Annotated in this window: 15 protein-coding genes and 1 pseudogene; all 16 read right to left on the bottom strand. The window is 41.6% G+C overall.

What is annotated here, in order from left to right; all coding sequences use genetic code 11:
- Positions 1–7: 7 nt before the first annotated feature.
- A complete protein-coding gene (locus tag HT720_RS01035) occupies positions 8–577 on the bottom strand; it encodes a GNAT family N-acetyltransferase (protein WP_173274452.1) in 570 nt (189 codons plus the stop codon).
- 106 nt (positions 578–683) lie between these two features.
- Entirely contained in the window at positions 684–1,688 is a 1,005-nt protein-coding gene (locus HT720_RS01030; RefSeq protein ID WP_173274451.1) for a PhoH family protein, read from the bottom strand.
- An 84-nt stretch (positions 1,689–1,772) separates the two neighbouring features.
- Entirely contained in the window at positions 1,773–1,988 is a 216-nt protein-coding gene (locus HT720_RS01025) for a YozE family protein (protein WP_001232084.1), read from the bottom strand.
- A gap of 8 nt (positions 1,989–1,996) precedes the next feature.
- Positions 1,997–2,851, bottom strand: a complete 855-nt coding sequence (gene cvfB, locus HT720_RS01020; protein ID WP_173274450.1) for an RNA-binding virulence regulatory protein CvfB — start codon at positions 2,849–2,851, stop codon at positions 1,997–1,999.
- A 59-nt stretch (positions 2,852–2,910) separates the two neighbouring features.
- Complete coding sequence (gene frr, locus HT720_RS01015) at positions 2,911–3,468, bottom strand: ribosome recycling factor (RefSeq protein WP_001262225.1); 558 nt, start codon at positions 3,466–3,468, stop codon at positions 2,911–2,913.
- 8 nt (positions 3,469–3,476) lie between these two features.
- The gene (pyrH, locus tag HT720_RS01010; protein ID WP_000002996.1) at positions 3,477–4,214 is read right to left on the bottom strand and encodes a UMP kinase; all 738 of its coding nucleotides are present in this window, start codon (positions 4,212–4,214) and stop codon (positions 3,477–3,479) included.
- A gap of 83 nt (positions 4,215–4,297) precedes the next feature.
- Positions 4,298–5,632 (bottom strand): methylenetetrahydrofolate--tRNA-(uracil(54)-C(5))-methyltransferase (FADH(2)-oxidizing) TrmFO, encoded by a 1,335-nt coding sequence (gene trmFO, locus HT720_RS01005; protein ID WP_173274449.1) that lies wholly within the window; start codon positions 5,630–5,632, stop codon positions 4,298–4,300.
- 285 nt (positions 5,633–5,917) lie between these two features.
- A complete protein-coding gene (gene rsmI / locus HT720_RS01000) occupies positions 5,918–6,796 on the bottom strand; it encodes a 16S rRNA (cytidine(1402)-2'-O)-methyltransferase (RefSeq protein WP_173274448.1) in 879 nt (292 codons plus the stop codon).
- A 2-nt stretch (positions 6,797–6,798) separates the two neighbouring features.
- The gene (yabA, locus tag HT720_RS00995) at positions 6,799–7,116 is read right to left on the bottom strand and encodes a DNA replication initiation control protein YabA (protein ID WP_000358228.1); all 318 of its coding nucleotides are present in this window, start codon (positions 7,114–7,116) and stop codon (positions 6,799–6,801) included.
- 39 nt (positions 7,117–7,155) lie between these two features.
- Complete coding sequence (locus tag HT720_RS00990; protein ID WP_173274447.1) at positions 7,156–8,046, bottom strand: DNA polymerase III subunit delta'; 891 nt, start codon at positions 8,044–8,046, stop codon at positions 7,156–7,158.
- A complete protein-coding gene (gene tmk / locus HT720_RS00985; protein WP_173274446.1) occupies positions 8,043–8,681 on the bottom strand; it encodes a dTMP kinase in 639 nt (212 codons plus the stop codon). The genes HT720_RS00990 and tmk overlap by 4 nt, the downstream gene beginning before the upstream one ends.
- Positions 8,682–8,873: 192 nt before the next feature.
- Positions 8,874–9,671, bottom strand: coding sequence for a pyrroline-5-carboxylate reductase (proC, locus tag HT720_RS00980; protein WP_173274445.1), 798 nt, complete (start codon positions 9,669–9,671; stop codon positions 8,874–8,876).
- Between the two features lie 3 nt (positions 9,672–9,674).
- The gene (locus HT720_RS00975; RefSeq protein WP_173274444.1) at positions 9,675–10,937 is read right to left on the bottom strand and encodes a glutamate-5-semialdehyde dehydrogenase; all 1,263 of its coding nucleotides are present in this window, start codon (positions 10,935–10,937) and stop codon (positions 9,675–9,677) included.
- Between the two features lie 9 nt (positions 10,938–10,946).
- A complete protein-coding gene (gene proB, locus HT720_RS00970; protein WP_061759781.1) occupies positions 10,947–12,056 on the bottom strand; it encodes a glutamate 5-kinase in 1,110 nt (369 codons plus the stop codon).
- Positions 12,057–12,156: 100 nt separating this feature from the next.
- Positions 12,157–14,016 (bottom strand): phosphorylcholine esterase CbpE, encoded by a 1,860-nt coding sequence (gene cbpE / locus HT720_RS00965; RefSeq protein WP_173274443.1) that lies wholly within the window; start codon positions 14,014–14,016, stop codon positions 12,157–12,159.
- Positions 14,017–14,021: 5 nt separating this feature from the next.
- Positions 14,022–15,089: pseudogene (locus tag HT720_RS00960) on the bottom strand (MBL fold metallo-hydrolase); the annotation flags it as partial.
- Positions 15,090–15,162: the final 73 nt, after the last annotated feature.

Genomic DNA, 15,162 nt, shown 5'->3' with positions numbered 1-15,162 from the left:
CAACTGCTTATTTATTTGCAAAATAGTCTTCCTTGGTCAAGACATAATGAACTCTTGTCACGATTCGACCTTCTTCATGCTGGTCCATACAAGCATATGGTTCTGCATGTGAAAAACGCATGCCTGATTTCTCCATGACCTTTCCAGATGCAGGATTGTCCTTATCGTGAAGGGCAATCAACTTATTCATCCCTATCTTCTCAAAAGCTAGCTCAATTACGGCACGATTGGCTTCTGTCGTTAGTCCTTGATTCCAATACTTTTTATTGATAATGTAGCCAATAGCTGCCTTCTTAAGAACAGGATCAATCTTGTGTAAGTCAATAGTTCCGATAAATTTGCCATTGCTTTTTAGTTCTATTCCCCAACGTCCCAAGGGATTGGCAAGATAAAACTGAGCAATATTATTTTTAGTTTCTTCTAAATTTTGATTGGTTAGAAAAGTGTAACGTGTATTATCCTTATCCGAGGCATACTCAAACATAGCTTCCGCATCATCCAAGGTTACAGGTCTAAGCAATAAACGCTCTGTCTCGACTATGGGATACTGAGCTAGTTTTAAAAAGATTGATTCCATATATTTCTTCTACTTGAAAAGTTTCTAACTAATATAGGGATATTGAATGAAATATTTAAAAAGCAAATTTATACTTAGTATTGAGATAACTTTAAGTACAAAATAACTATCCTTCAGATAGAGGTTGAGGATCTAATTCTTCACGCTCTTCTTTTTTAACTGGAGCTGGTTCATAGGCTCGGATAATCTGAGCGACGACTGGATGGCGAACCACATCCTTAGCTGAAAAATGAACAAAGTCAATCTGGTGAATGTTCTTGAGCTTTTCTTGGGCATCAATCAAACCGGACTTGACATTACGTGGCAGGTCAATCTGGCTGATATCTCCATTGACAATCATCTTAGAATTAAAGCCTAAACGAGTCAAAAACATCTTCATCTGCATGATGGTCGTATTTTGCGCCTCATCGAGAATGACAAAAGCATCATCCAAGGTTCGTCCACGCATGTAGGCAAGAGGTGCAATCTCAATGATTTCACGCTCCATGAGACGAGTCGTTTGGTCTTTTCCCAGAATCTGATACAAGGCATCATAAACAGGTCGAAGGTAAGGATCTACCTTCTCCTTGAGATCACCCGGAAGAAAGCCTAGACTCTCTCCTGCTTCCACCGCTGGACGAGTTAGGATAATCCGCTTGACCTGACCACGTTTAAGGGCAGTCACGGCCAAAGTAACTGCAAGAAAGGTCTTCCCTGTCCCTGCGGGCCCAATTCCAAAGGTTACATCATGCTGTTTGACACTGTCCACATAAAGTTTTTGACCCAGTGTTTTGACACGGATAGGCTTCCCTGTATTGTCCTTGATAATTTCTTCTTCATAAAGGGCGACAAACTTGTCGATTTCATCGTTTTTGACCATGCTAATCGCAGTCACCACATCTGGCGTGCCAACGGTCATCCCACGATTCACCAAGACCATGAGAGCTTGAATAACCTGACGGGCTTCCTCACAGGCAGACTCATCTCCGATAACTTGTACAATCTCCGTACGAGCATGAATCACCACATCAAGCTCTTCTTCCATCAAACGAAGATGGCGTTCATTGGAACCAAAAAGATGAAACAGGTCATCTGGATGACTCAGTTGAATGTCTATTGAATGTTCCTTCAAATAAAGAACCTCTCTAATACTTTTATTTCTTTTATTATAGCAAAGGGGCGGAGAAATTACTAGCCCAAACCTAGTGAAGAAATGCTAGTGTTCTAAGTATTCTTGCCAGATGGCGTCAAAGTCTCCTAGGTTAAAAGAGAAACTGGCATGTTCTTCCAGAAAGCGACTCACCTCATCAAAATCATCTGTGTGTTTTGGGAAGGCTGACTCTTCAAAAGCGAGGTCTGCCAAGATAGCTTTGGGACTATTACTTTTAGGATTGCGCTCGGTCATGAGCCAAGTGTAAAATGATTTTCTCATAAGTCCCCCTAGATCAACTCAGTCCCAAACTGGTCTTGCTTGATTTTACCAGCCTTCATCAAACCACCGAGTGCTTTCTTGAACTGACCTTTAGAAATGCCAAAGGTTGCCTTGATGTCGTCTGGGGATGACTTATCATTCAAGGTCATAAAACCGCCATTGCTTTCCAAATAGGTCAAAATCATCTGGGCATCATTTTCCAACATTTCAAAAGAACGTGGTTTGAGGGAGAGGTTCAGAGTGCGATCCACTTCACGAAAACCGATGACACGCGCATCTAATACTTGCCCCAAACGTGGCTCTGCGTAGCGCTCGCTAGGATGGATAAAACCAAGCATGTTATTCTCTGGCAGGTAAACAAAAGTTCCTGACAACTTGAGACGGTAAACAATGGCTGGCCAGTTTTGGTTCTGCATATTGTTGTAAGCAGAACGAGCTAGACGTTGGAAGTCTTCTTGATAAGCCAAGAGGCCCCAGATACGGTCTTTCTTGTCCACTTCAAGACGGATGTAGAGTTGGTCGCCCTTCTTAGGCCAGAGTTCCTTGAGCTCAGGGAGGATATCGAGTGACACAACGATTTCTTTATCAGGAAGGCCTGTATCCACAAAGACACCCAAATCCTTACGAACCTCTGTGACACGGCCCCAACCAAATTGATCCTGAGTGGCAGTCACTTCTAGAGTTGTCAAACGGAGTTTTTGCTTCATATCTGTATAAGCAAAACCTTTAACCGTATCTCCTACTGTATGCTGACCTTCTTCCTTAGCAAGAGCATAGGTTTGACCATCCTTTTGCACAAAGTAAAAACGGTCATTTTCATCGATGATGAGTCCAACGATAAAACTTGCAAGATTTGTATTCATATTTCCTTCTTTCGAATAAAACTCAGCCAGCAATGCCAACTGAGTTTTTCTGTTTATTTTTAGACTTCCAAAAGTTCTTTTTCTTTATTGGCGGTCATGTCATCGATGTGTTTAACAGCATCGTCTGTTACTTTTTGAATATCTTTTTCAAGAGTCTTCAATTCGTCTTCAGTGATTTCTTTTGCTTTTTCTTGTTTCTTAGCTTCGTCCATGGCATCGCGACGGATATTGCGGACAGCCACTTTAGCATTTTCGCCGACCTTCTTCACTTCTTTAGCAAGGTCACGACGAGTTTCCTCAGTAAGAGCTGGGATAACTAAACGAATCACAGAACCATCGTTAGCTGGTGTGATACCAAGATCAGAAGCGTTCAAGGCACGTTCGATGTCTTTCAATGAAGACTTATCAAATGGTGTAACCAACAAAACACGCGCTTCTGGAATCGTAATTGAAGCGATTTGGTTAAGAGGAGTCTCTACTCCATAGTATTCTACATGTACACGGTCAAGCAAGCTTGCATTGGCACGTCCAGCACGGATACCACCAAATTCACGAGCAAGTGATTGGTGAGACTGGGTCATTCTCTCTTTAGCTTTTTCAATAATTGCGTTAGCCATAATCTTTCTTATTCCTTTTCTTCGATATTATTTGAAACTGTTGTTCCGATATTTTCACCAAATACGACACGTTTGATGTTGCCTGGTTGGTTCATGTTGAAGACAACCAAGTCAATGTCGTTATCCATTGAGAGGGTTGAAGCTGTTGAGTCCATGATACGGAGACCTTTATTGATAACATCTCGGTGGGTCAATTCTTCAAACTTAACAGCTGTCTTGTCCTTCTTAGGATCGGCATTGTAAACACCGTCGACACCATTTTTAGCCATAAGGATGGCATCCGCTTCGATTTCAGCCGCACGAAGGGCCGCTGTTGTATCTGTTGAGAAGTAAGGTGAACCAATTCCAGCACCAAAGATAACGATACGGCCTTTTTCAAGGTGACGAAGGGCACGTCCACGGACATAAGGTTCTGCCACTTGTTGCATAGCAATAGCTGTTTGCACACGTGTATCAACCCCAACTTGTTGCAATGAATCTGCCATCACAAGAGCATTCATAACAGTCCCAAGCATTCCTGTGTAATCTGCCTGAACGCGGTCCATACCTGCTTCTGCTGCAGGTTCACCACGCCAGAGATTTCCTCCACCAATAACAAGGGCAATTTCGATACCTAAGCTATGAACTTCTTGAATCTCTTTTGCGATTGTTTGAACTGTTTGGATATCAATCCCTACGCCACGTTCACCGGCAAGGGCTTCACCTGATAACTTAATTAAAATACGTTTATACTTGGGATTCGCCATTTTCACTCTCCTTTTTTTATCCTACCTATTTTATCACAATTTCTAAGATTTTTATAGTATCATGAGCAATTCTTTCAAAAAAATTAGACCGTTAAAAATTCCTCTAAGTCAGAAAGAGCACGCTCTGCAATTTTTTCATAACGAGCCTTCTTATCACGGATACGCTCGCCTTCCAACTCCTTGATAATACCGAAATTGACATTCATTGGTTGGAAATGTTTGCTATCTGCATGAGTGATGTAATGAGCTAAGCTTCCAATCGCTGTTGTTTCTGGGAAAATAGCCTCGCTTTCTCCCTTGAAGAGACGAGCCGCGTTAATTCCCGCAACCAAGCCTGAAGCAGCTGACTCTACATAGCCTTCCACACCCGTCATCTGACCAGCAAAGAAGAGGTTTGGCTGTTTCTTGGAACGATAGGTTTGCTCAAGAAGGTTTGGTGAATCCATATAAGAATTGCGGTGCATGACACCATAACGAACAAACTCAGCATTTTCAAGACCTGGAATCATTTGGAAGACACGCTTTTGTTCTCCCCATTTGAGGTGAGTCTGGAAACCGACGATATTGTATAGGCTACCAGCCGCATTATCCTGACGCAGCTGAACCACCGCATAAGGTGTTTTGAATTCTCCATCACGAGGTCCTGTGTAGTCGTCTGGATACTCAAGACCGACTGGTTTCATAGGACCATAAAGCATAGTTTTAATGCCTCGTTTTGCCATGACTTCGATTGGCATACAACCTTCAAAGTACTTTTCTTTCTCAAAAGAATTAAGCGGTGCTTCTTCCGCATTGACCAAGGCTTCATGGAAATCCATAAACTCTTGCTTGGTCATAGGCGCGTTGAGATAGGCTGCTTCTCCCTTATCATAACGAGACTTGAGATAGACCTTGCTCATATCGATAGTGTTGACATCGATAATAGGCGCTGCTGCATCGTAGAAATAGAAACCATCGCCGTCATTGAGAGCATGAATCTTTTCAGCTAGAGCATCGCTAGTCAAGGGACCAGTCGCCACAACTGTAATAACATCTGTCGGCAATTTTGTAATTTCATCACGAACCACTTCAATCAAAGGGTGGTTGGCAACTTTCTCAGTCACCATATGGGAGAATCCATCACGGTCCACCGCAAGGGCACCACCTGCAGGAACACGTGTAGCTTCAGCAGATTCCAAAATAACAGAACCCAAGCGACGCATTTCTTCCTTGAGAAGACCAACTGCATTTGTCAGAGCATCTCCACGAAGAGAATTGGAACAAACTAACTCTGCAAAATTGTCTGTTTTGTGTTGAGGTGTTGACTTGACACCACGCATTTCATAAAGTTTAACTGGAATACCACGTTCTGCAATTTGGTAGGCTGCTTCAGAACCTGCCAAACCAGCACCGATAACATTGATATAAGATTGAGACACGACACTAATACCTCTTTGGGAGTGTGAAGATAAGGTTCACATTGAAAAAGCCAATAGGACTTACTTCGCTTTCGAATTTCCTGGCTCAGGCTGAAAAAGTCCACAGGACTTACTTCGCTCTCGAATTTCTTGGCTCAGGCTGAAAAAGTCCACAGGACTTACTTCGCTCTCGAATTTCTTGGCTCAGGCTGAAAAAGTCCCCCGGACTTTTTCACTCCCACAAATCTTTCTATTTTTTTCTTCTACTAGTATAGCAAAAAAAGGGAAGAAGGCAAACTTCCCTGTTTAGTCATTTTCTTGATTTTCTTCCCAGTCGTGGTAAGCAGCGTATAGCTGGCTTTTATTCCACTGGTAAATCTTAGCGACTTCCTTAATGGCTTGATTTTTCTTCATACCATGTTGGATACGGGCTTGGATTTCTGAAAATAAATCCTCCTCATCTTTTTCCTCCACATCTTGGCTGGCACCTTCAACAATGAGAAGGCATTCTCCCTTAAGTGGCGTTTCAGCGATGCTTTCCAGCAATTCAGAAATGGTACCTCTTTGGTATTCTTCATAGATTTTAGTCAATTCCCTGACCAAAACGACCGAGCGGTCACCATAGACTTCTAGCATATTTTCTAACGTATCTGACACACGATGGGGAGATTCATAGAAAATCTGAGTTTCAGGATAATCTTTTTTTGAGTCGAAAAATTGCTTTTGCTGGCCTGATTTTCTGGGTAAAAAGCCGTAAAAGATATGTGGCTGTGGCGCTAAACCACTGGCAATCAAGGCAGAAATTCCTGCAGAGGCACCTGGAACAGTCACAACCGCAATTTCTTCCTCAATGGCTGCCTTAACCAAATCATGACCAGGGTCTGAGATGCTAGGCAGACCCGCATCAGAAACCTGAGCAATACTTTGTCCTGCTTTCAGGAAACCAATCAAATCAGGAATCTTTTCCTTGGCATTGTGCTCGTGAAAACTGATCTGCTTGGTGGAAATGTCAAAATGCTTGAGCAAAAGACCTGTATTGCGCGTGTCCTCAGCAGCAATCCAGTCTACTTCTTTCAAGGTCTGGATAGCACGAAAGGTCATATCATCTAGATTGCCAATTGGCGTTGCCACTAGGTACAGCTTGCCGTAGGGAGACTGCCCCTTAAAACTTTTTTGAATCTGCATGCCTACTCCCTGTATAACAACTCGTCACAGAACATACATTCCTCGTCCTGCTCTCGACGTTGTCCATAAAAATCATTACATACGTGAAATCCATCCCGGTAAATGCGACGGACACTTTCGCGAACATGCTTGGCCTTGACAGGAGCATCTGCTTCCACCTCACCCAAGCGTTCGCGCAACTTACTATTTTCCAAGCGAAGAGCTGTATTTTCCTCTACCAGGCTCTTGAGATTTTTCTTGATGGCTTCCACATCGGCCAAGGTTACCAATAACTGTTGGGAAAAATCATCCAGCGCGTCAAATAATTCTTTTTTGTCCATAAAACAGCCCTTTCCTTTCTTTATCATTCATTTTTGAGTCTATATTTCTTTCAAGACCAGATATTCCATGGCATTTTGAAAGCTGACATTAGCTTGCCACATTTTTCTAGCTTCTAGCAAATCTTGTAGAATCACTCTTACTCTTGCTTGCAGGAGATCCTGCCCACAGAGGACTTCAAGAATCCGTAAAATCTGATCTTGTTTTTCCTTGTCATCTGCCAAACTAGCTAATTTGGCAACTTGAAGATAACTTTCTTTTTTCTTAGCTACTGACCAAGTCAGCAGGCGTTCACTTTCATCGACCAGAGTCCAAAAACTTGCCTGATTGGCCAACTTTTCTGCTTCAGCTCGTGATTGACTAAACTGAGCTAGGAGAGTCGCTTTTTTCTTAACCAACCCCATTTGTTCTAAGAGCAAGATGAGCTTCTCTTCTTGCTTTTTAAAGTGAAAAATTTGCGTTCGACTACGGATGGTCGGCAACATCTTTTCCTCATCGCTAGTCAAGAAGAAAATATAAACCTCACTCTGGGGTTCTTCGATGACCTTGAGCAGAGAATTGGCTGCGTTAGGATGCATTTTCTCAGCTTGCTCGATAATAAAGACCTGTTGTTGGCTTTCAATCCCTGCTTGGGAAAACTGCCCCACCAATTCTCGAATGCGTTCTGTCTTGATGACCTGATTGACTGGCTTAATCAAAGTGACATCGGGAAATTCTCCCTGTTCAATCAGCTTACAATTTCGGCATTTATCACACGGTAAAATGCCTACTTTATCCGTACAAAAGAGGCTCTTAGCTAAAAATTGCGCCATTTCCAAGCTTCCAAAGAAACCTGAAAAGAGATAGGCGTGATTGAGCTGATTTTGCTCCAAGATACGGACAAAGCGGTCAAACTGGTCTGGCTGCCAAGCCTTTAATTGATCTTGTTTCATTTATCCAAGTCCATTCTCTCAAACAAAACTGCCTTGGTAGTTTCCACAACTTGCTCCAAAGGAAGGCTGGCATCAATCTTGACAATGCGATTTCCTTCTTTATCCAGAAGAGAAAGGTAGCCTTGACGAACTTTTTTATGCAATTCCAACCCTTCCAAGTCCAAACGATTGATCTCACGATTGCTATTAGCAGCAATGCGAGCCAGTCCTTCTTCCACCTCGATGTCAAAATAGAGTGTCAAATCAGGTTTAAGGCCATCTGTCGCAAACTGGTTAAGCCAGTCAATGGCTTCAATGTCCAAACCACGACCAAATCCCTGATAGGCAAGAGAACTATCGATGAAACGATCCATAATGACCAACTTACCAGCTTCAAGTGCTGGAAGAACTTTTTCCACCAAGTGCTGTCTGCGACTGGCAATATAGAGAAGAAGTTCTGTCTTGGCATCCATTTGAGTATGACTTGGGTCCAAAATCACTTCCCGAATCTTCTCCCCAATCAAGACTCCGCCAGGTTCACGGGTCGTCAGCACCTCTACTCCTTTTTCCTCTAAAATTGGTAGCAGAGCCTCTAAAACACTGGTCTTTCCTGCTCCCTCCGGTCCCTCAAGAGAGACTAAAAATCCTTTTGACATGTCTAACTCATTTCTTTTTTACTACTTCTATTCTATCAAAAAAATAGGGGTTTGTGACAATCTTTTTGTCTTCTCATTTCATACTCAATGAAAATCAAAGAGCAAACTAGGAAGCTAACCGCAGGTTGCTCAAAACANNAGAGATTTTCGAAGAGTATCAACCACCATAAAAGAGGCAGACAAATCCACCTCTTATTTACCTAGTTCTTGTGTTCGCTTGTAGGCTTGACCAACTGCATCCATGACTGTTCCTCGAAAAGCATGCGCTTCTAGGCTTGCTACACCAGCGATAGTCGAACCTCCTGGACTGCAAACTTGGTCTTTTAAGACTCCAGGATGCTCTTGGCTTTCTAGGACCAATTGCCCAGCTCCTACCACGGTTTGAGCTGCCATTTTCAATGCCGTTTCTCGTGGTAATCCTGTCTGAACACCTGCATCTGCCAAGGCCTCAATAAAGAGATAGACAAAGGCCGGTCCACAGCCTGCAAGACCTGTCGCTGCATCGATTAAGCCTTCCCCAAGTTCAACCAAGAGACCAGCCTTAGTTAAAAGTTGACAAAATAGCTCACCGTCCTCAGCCCTGCAATTAGAAGACAAGGCATAACTAATCACTCCTTGTCCGATAGAAGCAGGGGTATTTGGCATCATACGAATAATTCGGTGTTGACTTGGGATAAGACTTGCTAGTTTTTCTAAAGTCAATCCAGCTGCCATAGAAATCAAAAGAAGATTTTCTCTTTTTTCAAGGATGGTCTGGTATTGAGAAAGTAGTTCAGAAAACTGAGCAGGCTTAACTCCTAGAAAAATCACATCTGCTTCTGCAAAGATTTCGTCATTGCTGGAAGCCTGACCACCAAAGTCTGCAATGAAAGCATCTACCTTGGCTTGGCTACGATTAGCAAGGAGAAGGTCATCACCCGTCTTAGCCTGCAAAACAGACTTGGCCAAGCTAGCACCCATATTCCCCAAGCCGATAAATCCAATCTTCATCTCTTACTCCCTTATCTGTCCGTCACCAGTAACCACATACTTGTAGCTAGTCAACTCTTTCAAGCCCATTGGACCACGCGCATGCAGTTTCTGAGTTGAAATCCCCATTTCACATCCAAGACCAAATTGACCACCATCTGTGAAACGAGTTGAAGCATTGACATAAACCGCTGCAGAGTCCACTTGATCTGTAAAGTAAGCCGCAGCTTCAGCATTTTCCGTTACAATGGCATCCGAATGATGGGTACTGTGGGTTTCAATATGGGCAACCGCTTCTTCTAAACTGCTCACAACTTTAACAGCTAGGACATAGTCTAAAAACTCAGTATCAAAGTCTTGTGCTTCAGCTACTTGGCCTGAAACAAACTGGCTCGCTTTGCTATCCAAGCGGAATTGAATTGGTTCCAGTCCAGCTTCTTTACGCTCTGCAACTAGAACTTGCTCCAAGCGAGGAAGGAAGCTTGCTGCTTTGTCTTCATGAACAAGTAGAACCTCCATGGCATTGCAGACAGAAGGACGACTGGTTTTGGCATTGTTGATGATAGACAGAGCCTTGTCTTCATCTGCATCCTTATCCACATAGACATGGACAATCCCAGTTCCTGTCTCGATGACTGGTACAATAGCATTTTCAACCACTGCATTGATCAAACCAGCTCCTCCACGAGGAATGAGAAGGTCTAGATATCCCTTGGCCTTCATCATGGCATAGCTACTTTCTCGGCTGGTATCTTCCACCAGTTGAATCACATCTGGGTGAATAGTAGTCGTCTCCAAGCCCTTCTTCAAAGCTGTGACAATAGCATGGGCCGTTTGATAGGCATCCTTACCACTACGAAGAACAACTGCATTTCCACTTTTAAGAGCCAAAGCAACCGCATCAGACGTCACATTTGGACGGCTTTCATAGATTATACCGATAACACCCATGGCCACACGTTTCTTGGTGATAACCAAACCATTTTCAAGCTGACTTGTTTCTAAAACTTCACCGATTGGATCTGGTAAGGCAACCACTTCACGAATACCAGTTGCCATCGCTTCTATACGACCTGCATCCAAATAAAGACGATCCAGCATCACATCGGATATTTTACCCTTAGCCGCTGCCATATCGAGTGCATTGGCTGCTAAAATTTCCTCTGTAGCAGCTACTAAGTGATCAGCCATGGCTAGCAAGGCTTGGTTTTTCACGTCTTCACTAGCTGTATTGATTGATTTTTTAACAGCCTGTACCTGTTCAAATTGTTCTTGTGTACTTACCATAGTTTACCTCTAAAATTCTGTAAAGAGTAGTTGGATTTCAGGCGTAATGGAAATCCAGTCGTCACGGTGAATCAAGACACCCTTGGCTTTTTGAGAACGCAACATATCCTCCAAAGCAGATGCTCCAAATTGCACGCGCCCTTTTCCAAGTGATTTTCCACTTTCCTTGTCAAATACTGTCACGATATCACCGTAAGAAAAGGCTCCTTCTGCTTCAACAATACCAGATAAAAGGAGACTCTTTCCATGTTGAGAGAGAGCTTCCGCAGCCCCTTTATCAACCCAAATAGAACCTTGGCTCTGAGCATAGAAAGCCAGCCATTGTTTCTGGGTACGAAGTCCCTTCTCTTGAGCAACAAAGTAGGAACCATCCTTGGTCTCCTCAGCTGCCTCAATCATGGCATCCACCTTCAAAGATGAGCAGATATAAACAGGAACCCCTGATTCTGTCGCGATAGTTGCAGCTTTGATTTTGGTTAACATACCACCTGTACCATTAGACGAACCTGCTCCACCGGCCATATCAATAATCTCACGATTGATGGTCTCGATTCGCTCCAAGCGTTTGGCTCTTGGATCTGAATTAGGATTTCCTGTATAGAGACCATCTACGTCTGTCAAGAGGACCAAAAGGTCTGCTTGGACCATGGCTGCTACCTGAGCACTTAGAGTATCATTGTCCCCAACCTTGAGCTCATCAATAACGACACTGTCATTCTCATTGATGATAGGAATCGCGCCACGGCTAAGTAGAACTGACAAAGCCTGATGGGCATTTTTATAACGACGCTTATCTACAAAGTCATCCTGGGTCAGCAAGATTTGTGCAGAAACGATTTGGCGCAAGAGAAGATTGGTCGTGTATTCTTCCAACAAAAGCCCTTGCCCTACCGCTGCTGAAGCCTGCTTATCAGCAATCTTAGTCGGACGCTTTTTAAATCCTAAGGCTCCAAAACCAGCAGCAATGGCACCCGACGACACCAAAATCAATTCATGACCCGCCTCGTGCAACATAGCCAACTGCTGGGTAATAGCCTTTACCTTACTACGTGATAAACTTCCATCCTCATTTGTCAGAGAAGAAGTCCCCACCTTAAAGACAATCCGTTTGTATTTCATAGTTTCACTCCGATTCTTCATATTTATCCATTATAACATGAATGGCAGGAAATAGAAAAGAGTTGATAGGAAAAAGAAGGCCCTAAAACCTTCTTTTTTACTACTGTTCTGATTCCGATTTGTTTGAACTCATTTCAGAGCTTTGTGAAGTTGAAGAACTTGTAATACTTTCATGTTGACTCGTTTCTTTATTTTCAAGATCTTTTTTCACTACTTCACTGGATTCTTTTGTTTCTGAATTACTTGTAACTTTAATTGTAGCGGATTTCTCTACTGGAATATCCACTAACCAGGCACCACTTGAATCAACAGTATAACCTTCTGGTGTCTTACCGTTCACAAGTAATTGACCATTTTCTTTCAAGAAGTACCATTTATCCTTGTCCTTGATCCAACCCACAGCTCGTGAACCGTCTTCCTTGTAGAAATACCAATCATTTGCCTTTTTAAGCCAACCTTGCTTCATAGCTCCTGAATCTTCCAGATAATAATGATGACCAGCAACTTCTATCTCGCCTGTCTTCATGATACCAGTAGAATCCATATAGTACCAGGTTTCTTTATCTTTTACCCAACCCGTTTTCATTTCTCCTGATTGAGCAAAGTAATACCATTGCCCCTTATATTGAAGCCAGCCTGTCTTCATAGAGCCATCCTTTGATAAATAATAGGACTGACCTCCAGTATTTACCCAACCAATTTCCATCTGATTTTCTTTGTTGAAATAATACCAGATTCCATCAATTTTCTTCCAATTTTTAGCAGCAGCACCAGAGTCTGTCAAATAGAACCAATGATTGTTCCATTTTTTCCATTGATTCTGTAACAAGATACCCGTTTGGTTAAAGTAATACCATTCACCTTCGATTTCATTCCAACCGACAGTATACTCTCCTGTAGAATCAGGCGCTTGATACCACCAGTTCCCATATGCACTCTTATGCCAACCAGCTTGAAAACTTGGAATCGGCTTGTAGGAAGTTGAAATGTTTACTAAACCGTCTTGTCGAATATCAAAAACTGTTGCATCATAGTCTTTGCTGGCTGCGTTAATTCTCTCAATTCCTCGTTCTTTAAGCCAATTGACATACTCACTATCAACACCATTTTTCCAAGGTAAACTATCCGAGGTTTGAACAATCAAACTCGGACTCAAATTTTTAATGAAATCCTTGGTGTTTGATTTATTGGTATCACGGTGATGGTTAAACTTCATCAAATCAACTTTTCCAATGAGAGGACCATACTTGTCTTCTGCTCCATGAACATTATCTAAGTCGCCCCCAAGGTAAATTTTCTTGCCATTGACTTTCACTACACTAATCAAGGAATTGGAATTGTCATCCCAAATTTTCTTTAATTCACCCGACGAATCTGTTTCATTTTCATAATTATAGAGCTGAATATCCATGTCTCCAAACTGAAAATGAGCATCTCCTTGTGTGATGTTTTGAATAACTGAAACACCTTTTTCTGCAGCAGTCTGTAAAACCTTATCATAGCCATACAGATTATCCCATAGACGTTCAGAATTAGTAATACGATTATCACTATATTTCTTAAGATAGACTCGGTCAACTGGATAGGTTTGCAGTAATTCATCAACATTTCCAATATGATCACTATGGGTATGGGTCACCAAAATAAAATCAAGTTTTTGAACACCCAATTCCTTCAAACGACGAAAGACACGGTCTGTTAGAACATGCTTATAAGACGTTTCAATTCCTTCTCTCCATGGATAGCGAGAATCACTTCCATCTGGGAAATCATAATCTTCTCCTGTATCAATCATGGCAAAATGTCCATTGCTTTCAAGAATAATCGCATCACTGCCACCTTCTTGAACATTTATAAAGTGGATTTTATTTCCTGAACTTTCTTGAGCTTGAACATTTCCATACCATGACAAGCCTAAAAAAGCGCCTGCAAGTGCTAAACTAATCAATTTCTTTTTCATTATTGCTCTATTAGAATTCCTTTTTGATTAAAATAATATCTTTTTCCATCAATTTCGTTCCAACCGATAGAATAATTTCCTGTAGAATCTGGTGCTTGGTACCACCAATCGCCATTAGATTTCTGATGCCATCCCGAAACAAACGATGGTATTTTTTTATATTGTTTACTTATATCAACTATGCCATTTTGTCTAATATCAAAAACAGTTGCATCATATTCTGTACTAGCTGCATTTATTCGCTTTATCCTTAAACTATCTAACCATGCTATATATTCAGGGTTGTCTACAATAGGACTATCATAAAAACCTGGAACAGCATCACTTGTCTGCACTATGATTTCTGGAGATAGATTTAATATAAAGTTTTTTGTATTTGATTTTTCGGTATCCTTATGATGATTAAACTTCATCAAATCAACTTTTCCAATAAGAGGACCATACTTGTCTTCTGCTCCATGAACATTATCTAAGTCGCCCCCAAGGTAAATTTTCTTGCCATTGACTTTGACTACACTAATCAAGGAATTGGAATTATCGTCCCAAACAGGTTTAAGATTTCCATTCTCATCATATTCATTTTCATAATTATAGAGCTGAATATCCATGTCTCCCATTGTAAAACGGGATTCTTCATTTGAAATATCTTGAATCAATTTCACCCCATTACGATTTGCAGCTTTAATCGCATTATCATATCCGTAGAGATTATCCCACAAACGATTTTTATCAGTTATACGACTATCATCATATCTTTTCATATAAATACGATCAACAGGGTATTTATCTAATATTTCATCCATATTTCCAATATGGTCACTGTGGGTATGGGTTACCAAAATAAAATCAAGTTTTCGGGCACCCAATTCCTTCAAATGACGGAATACTCTATCGGTCATTACATGCTTATAAGAAGTACCGATTCCTGGTCTCAAAGGATATTTAGGATTACTACCATCAGGAAAATCATAATCTTCTCCTACATCAATCATGGCAAAATGACCATTACTTTCCAAAATAATAGCATCACTTCCTGCAGTCAGTACATTAACAAAATGTATTTTATTACTGGAAAAGCCAAAATATTTTTCTAGCGTTAACCCATTATATATATATATATATATATATATATATATATATTATGAT

This window comes from Streptococcus sp. 68, from assembly GCF_013277415.1.
GTDB lineage: Bacteria > Bacillota > Bacilli > Lactobacillales > Streptococcaceae > Streptococcus.
Note: the sequence above shows the minus strand (reverse complement) of the source record. Positions and strands in the feature narration are given on the sequence as shown.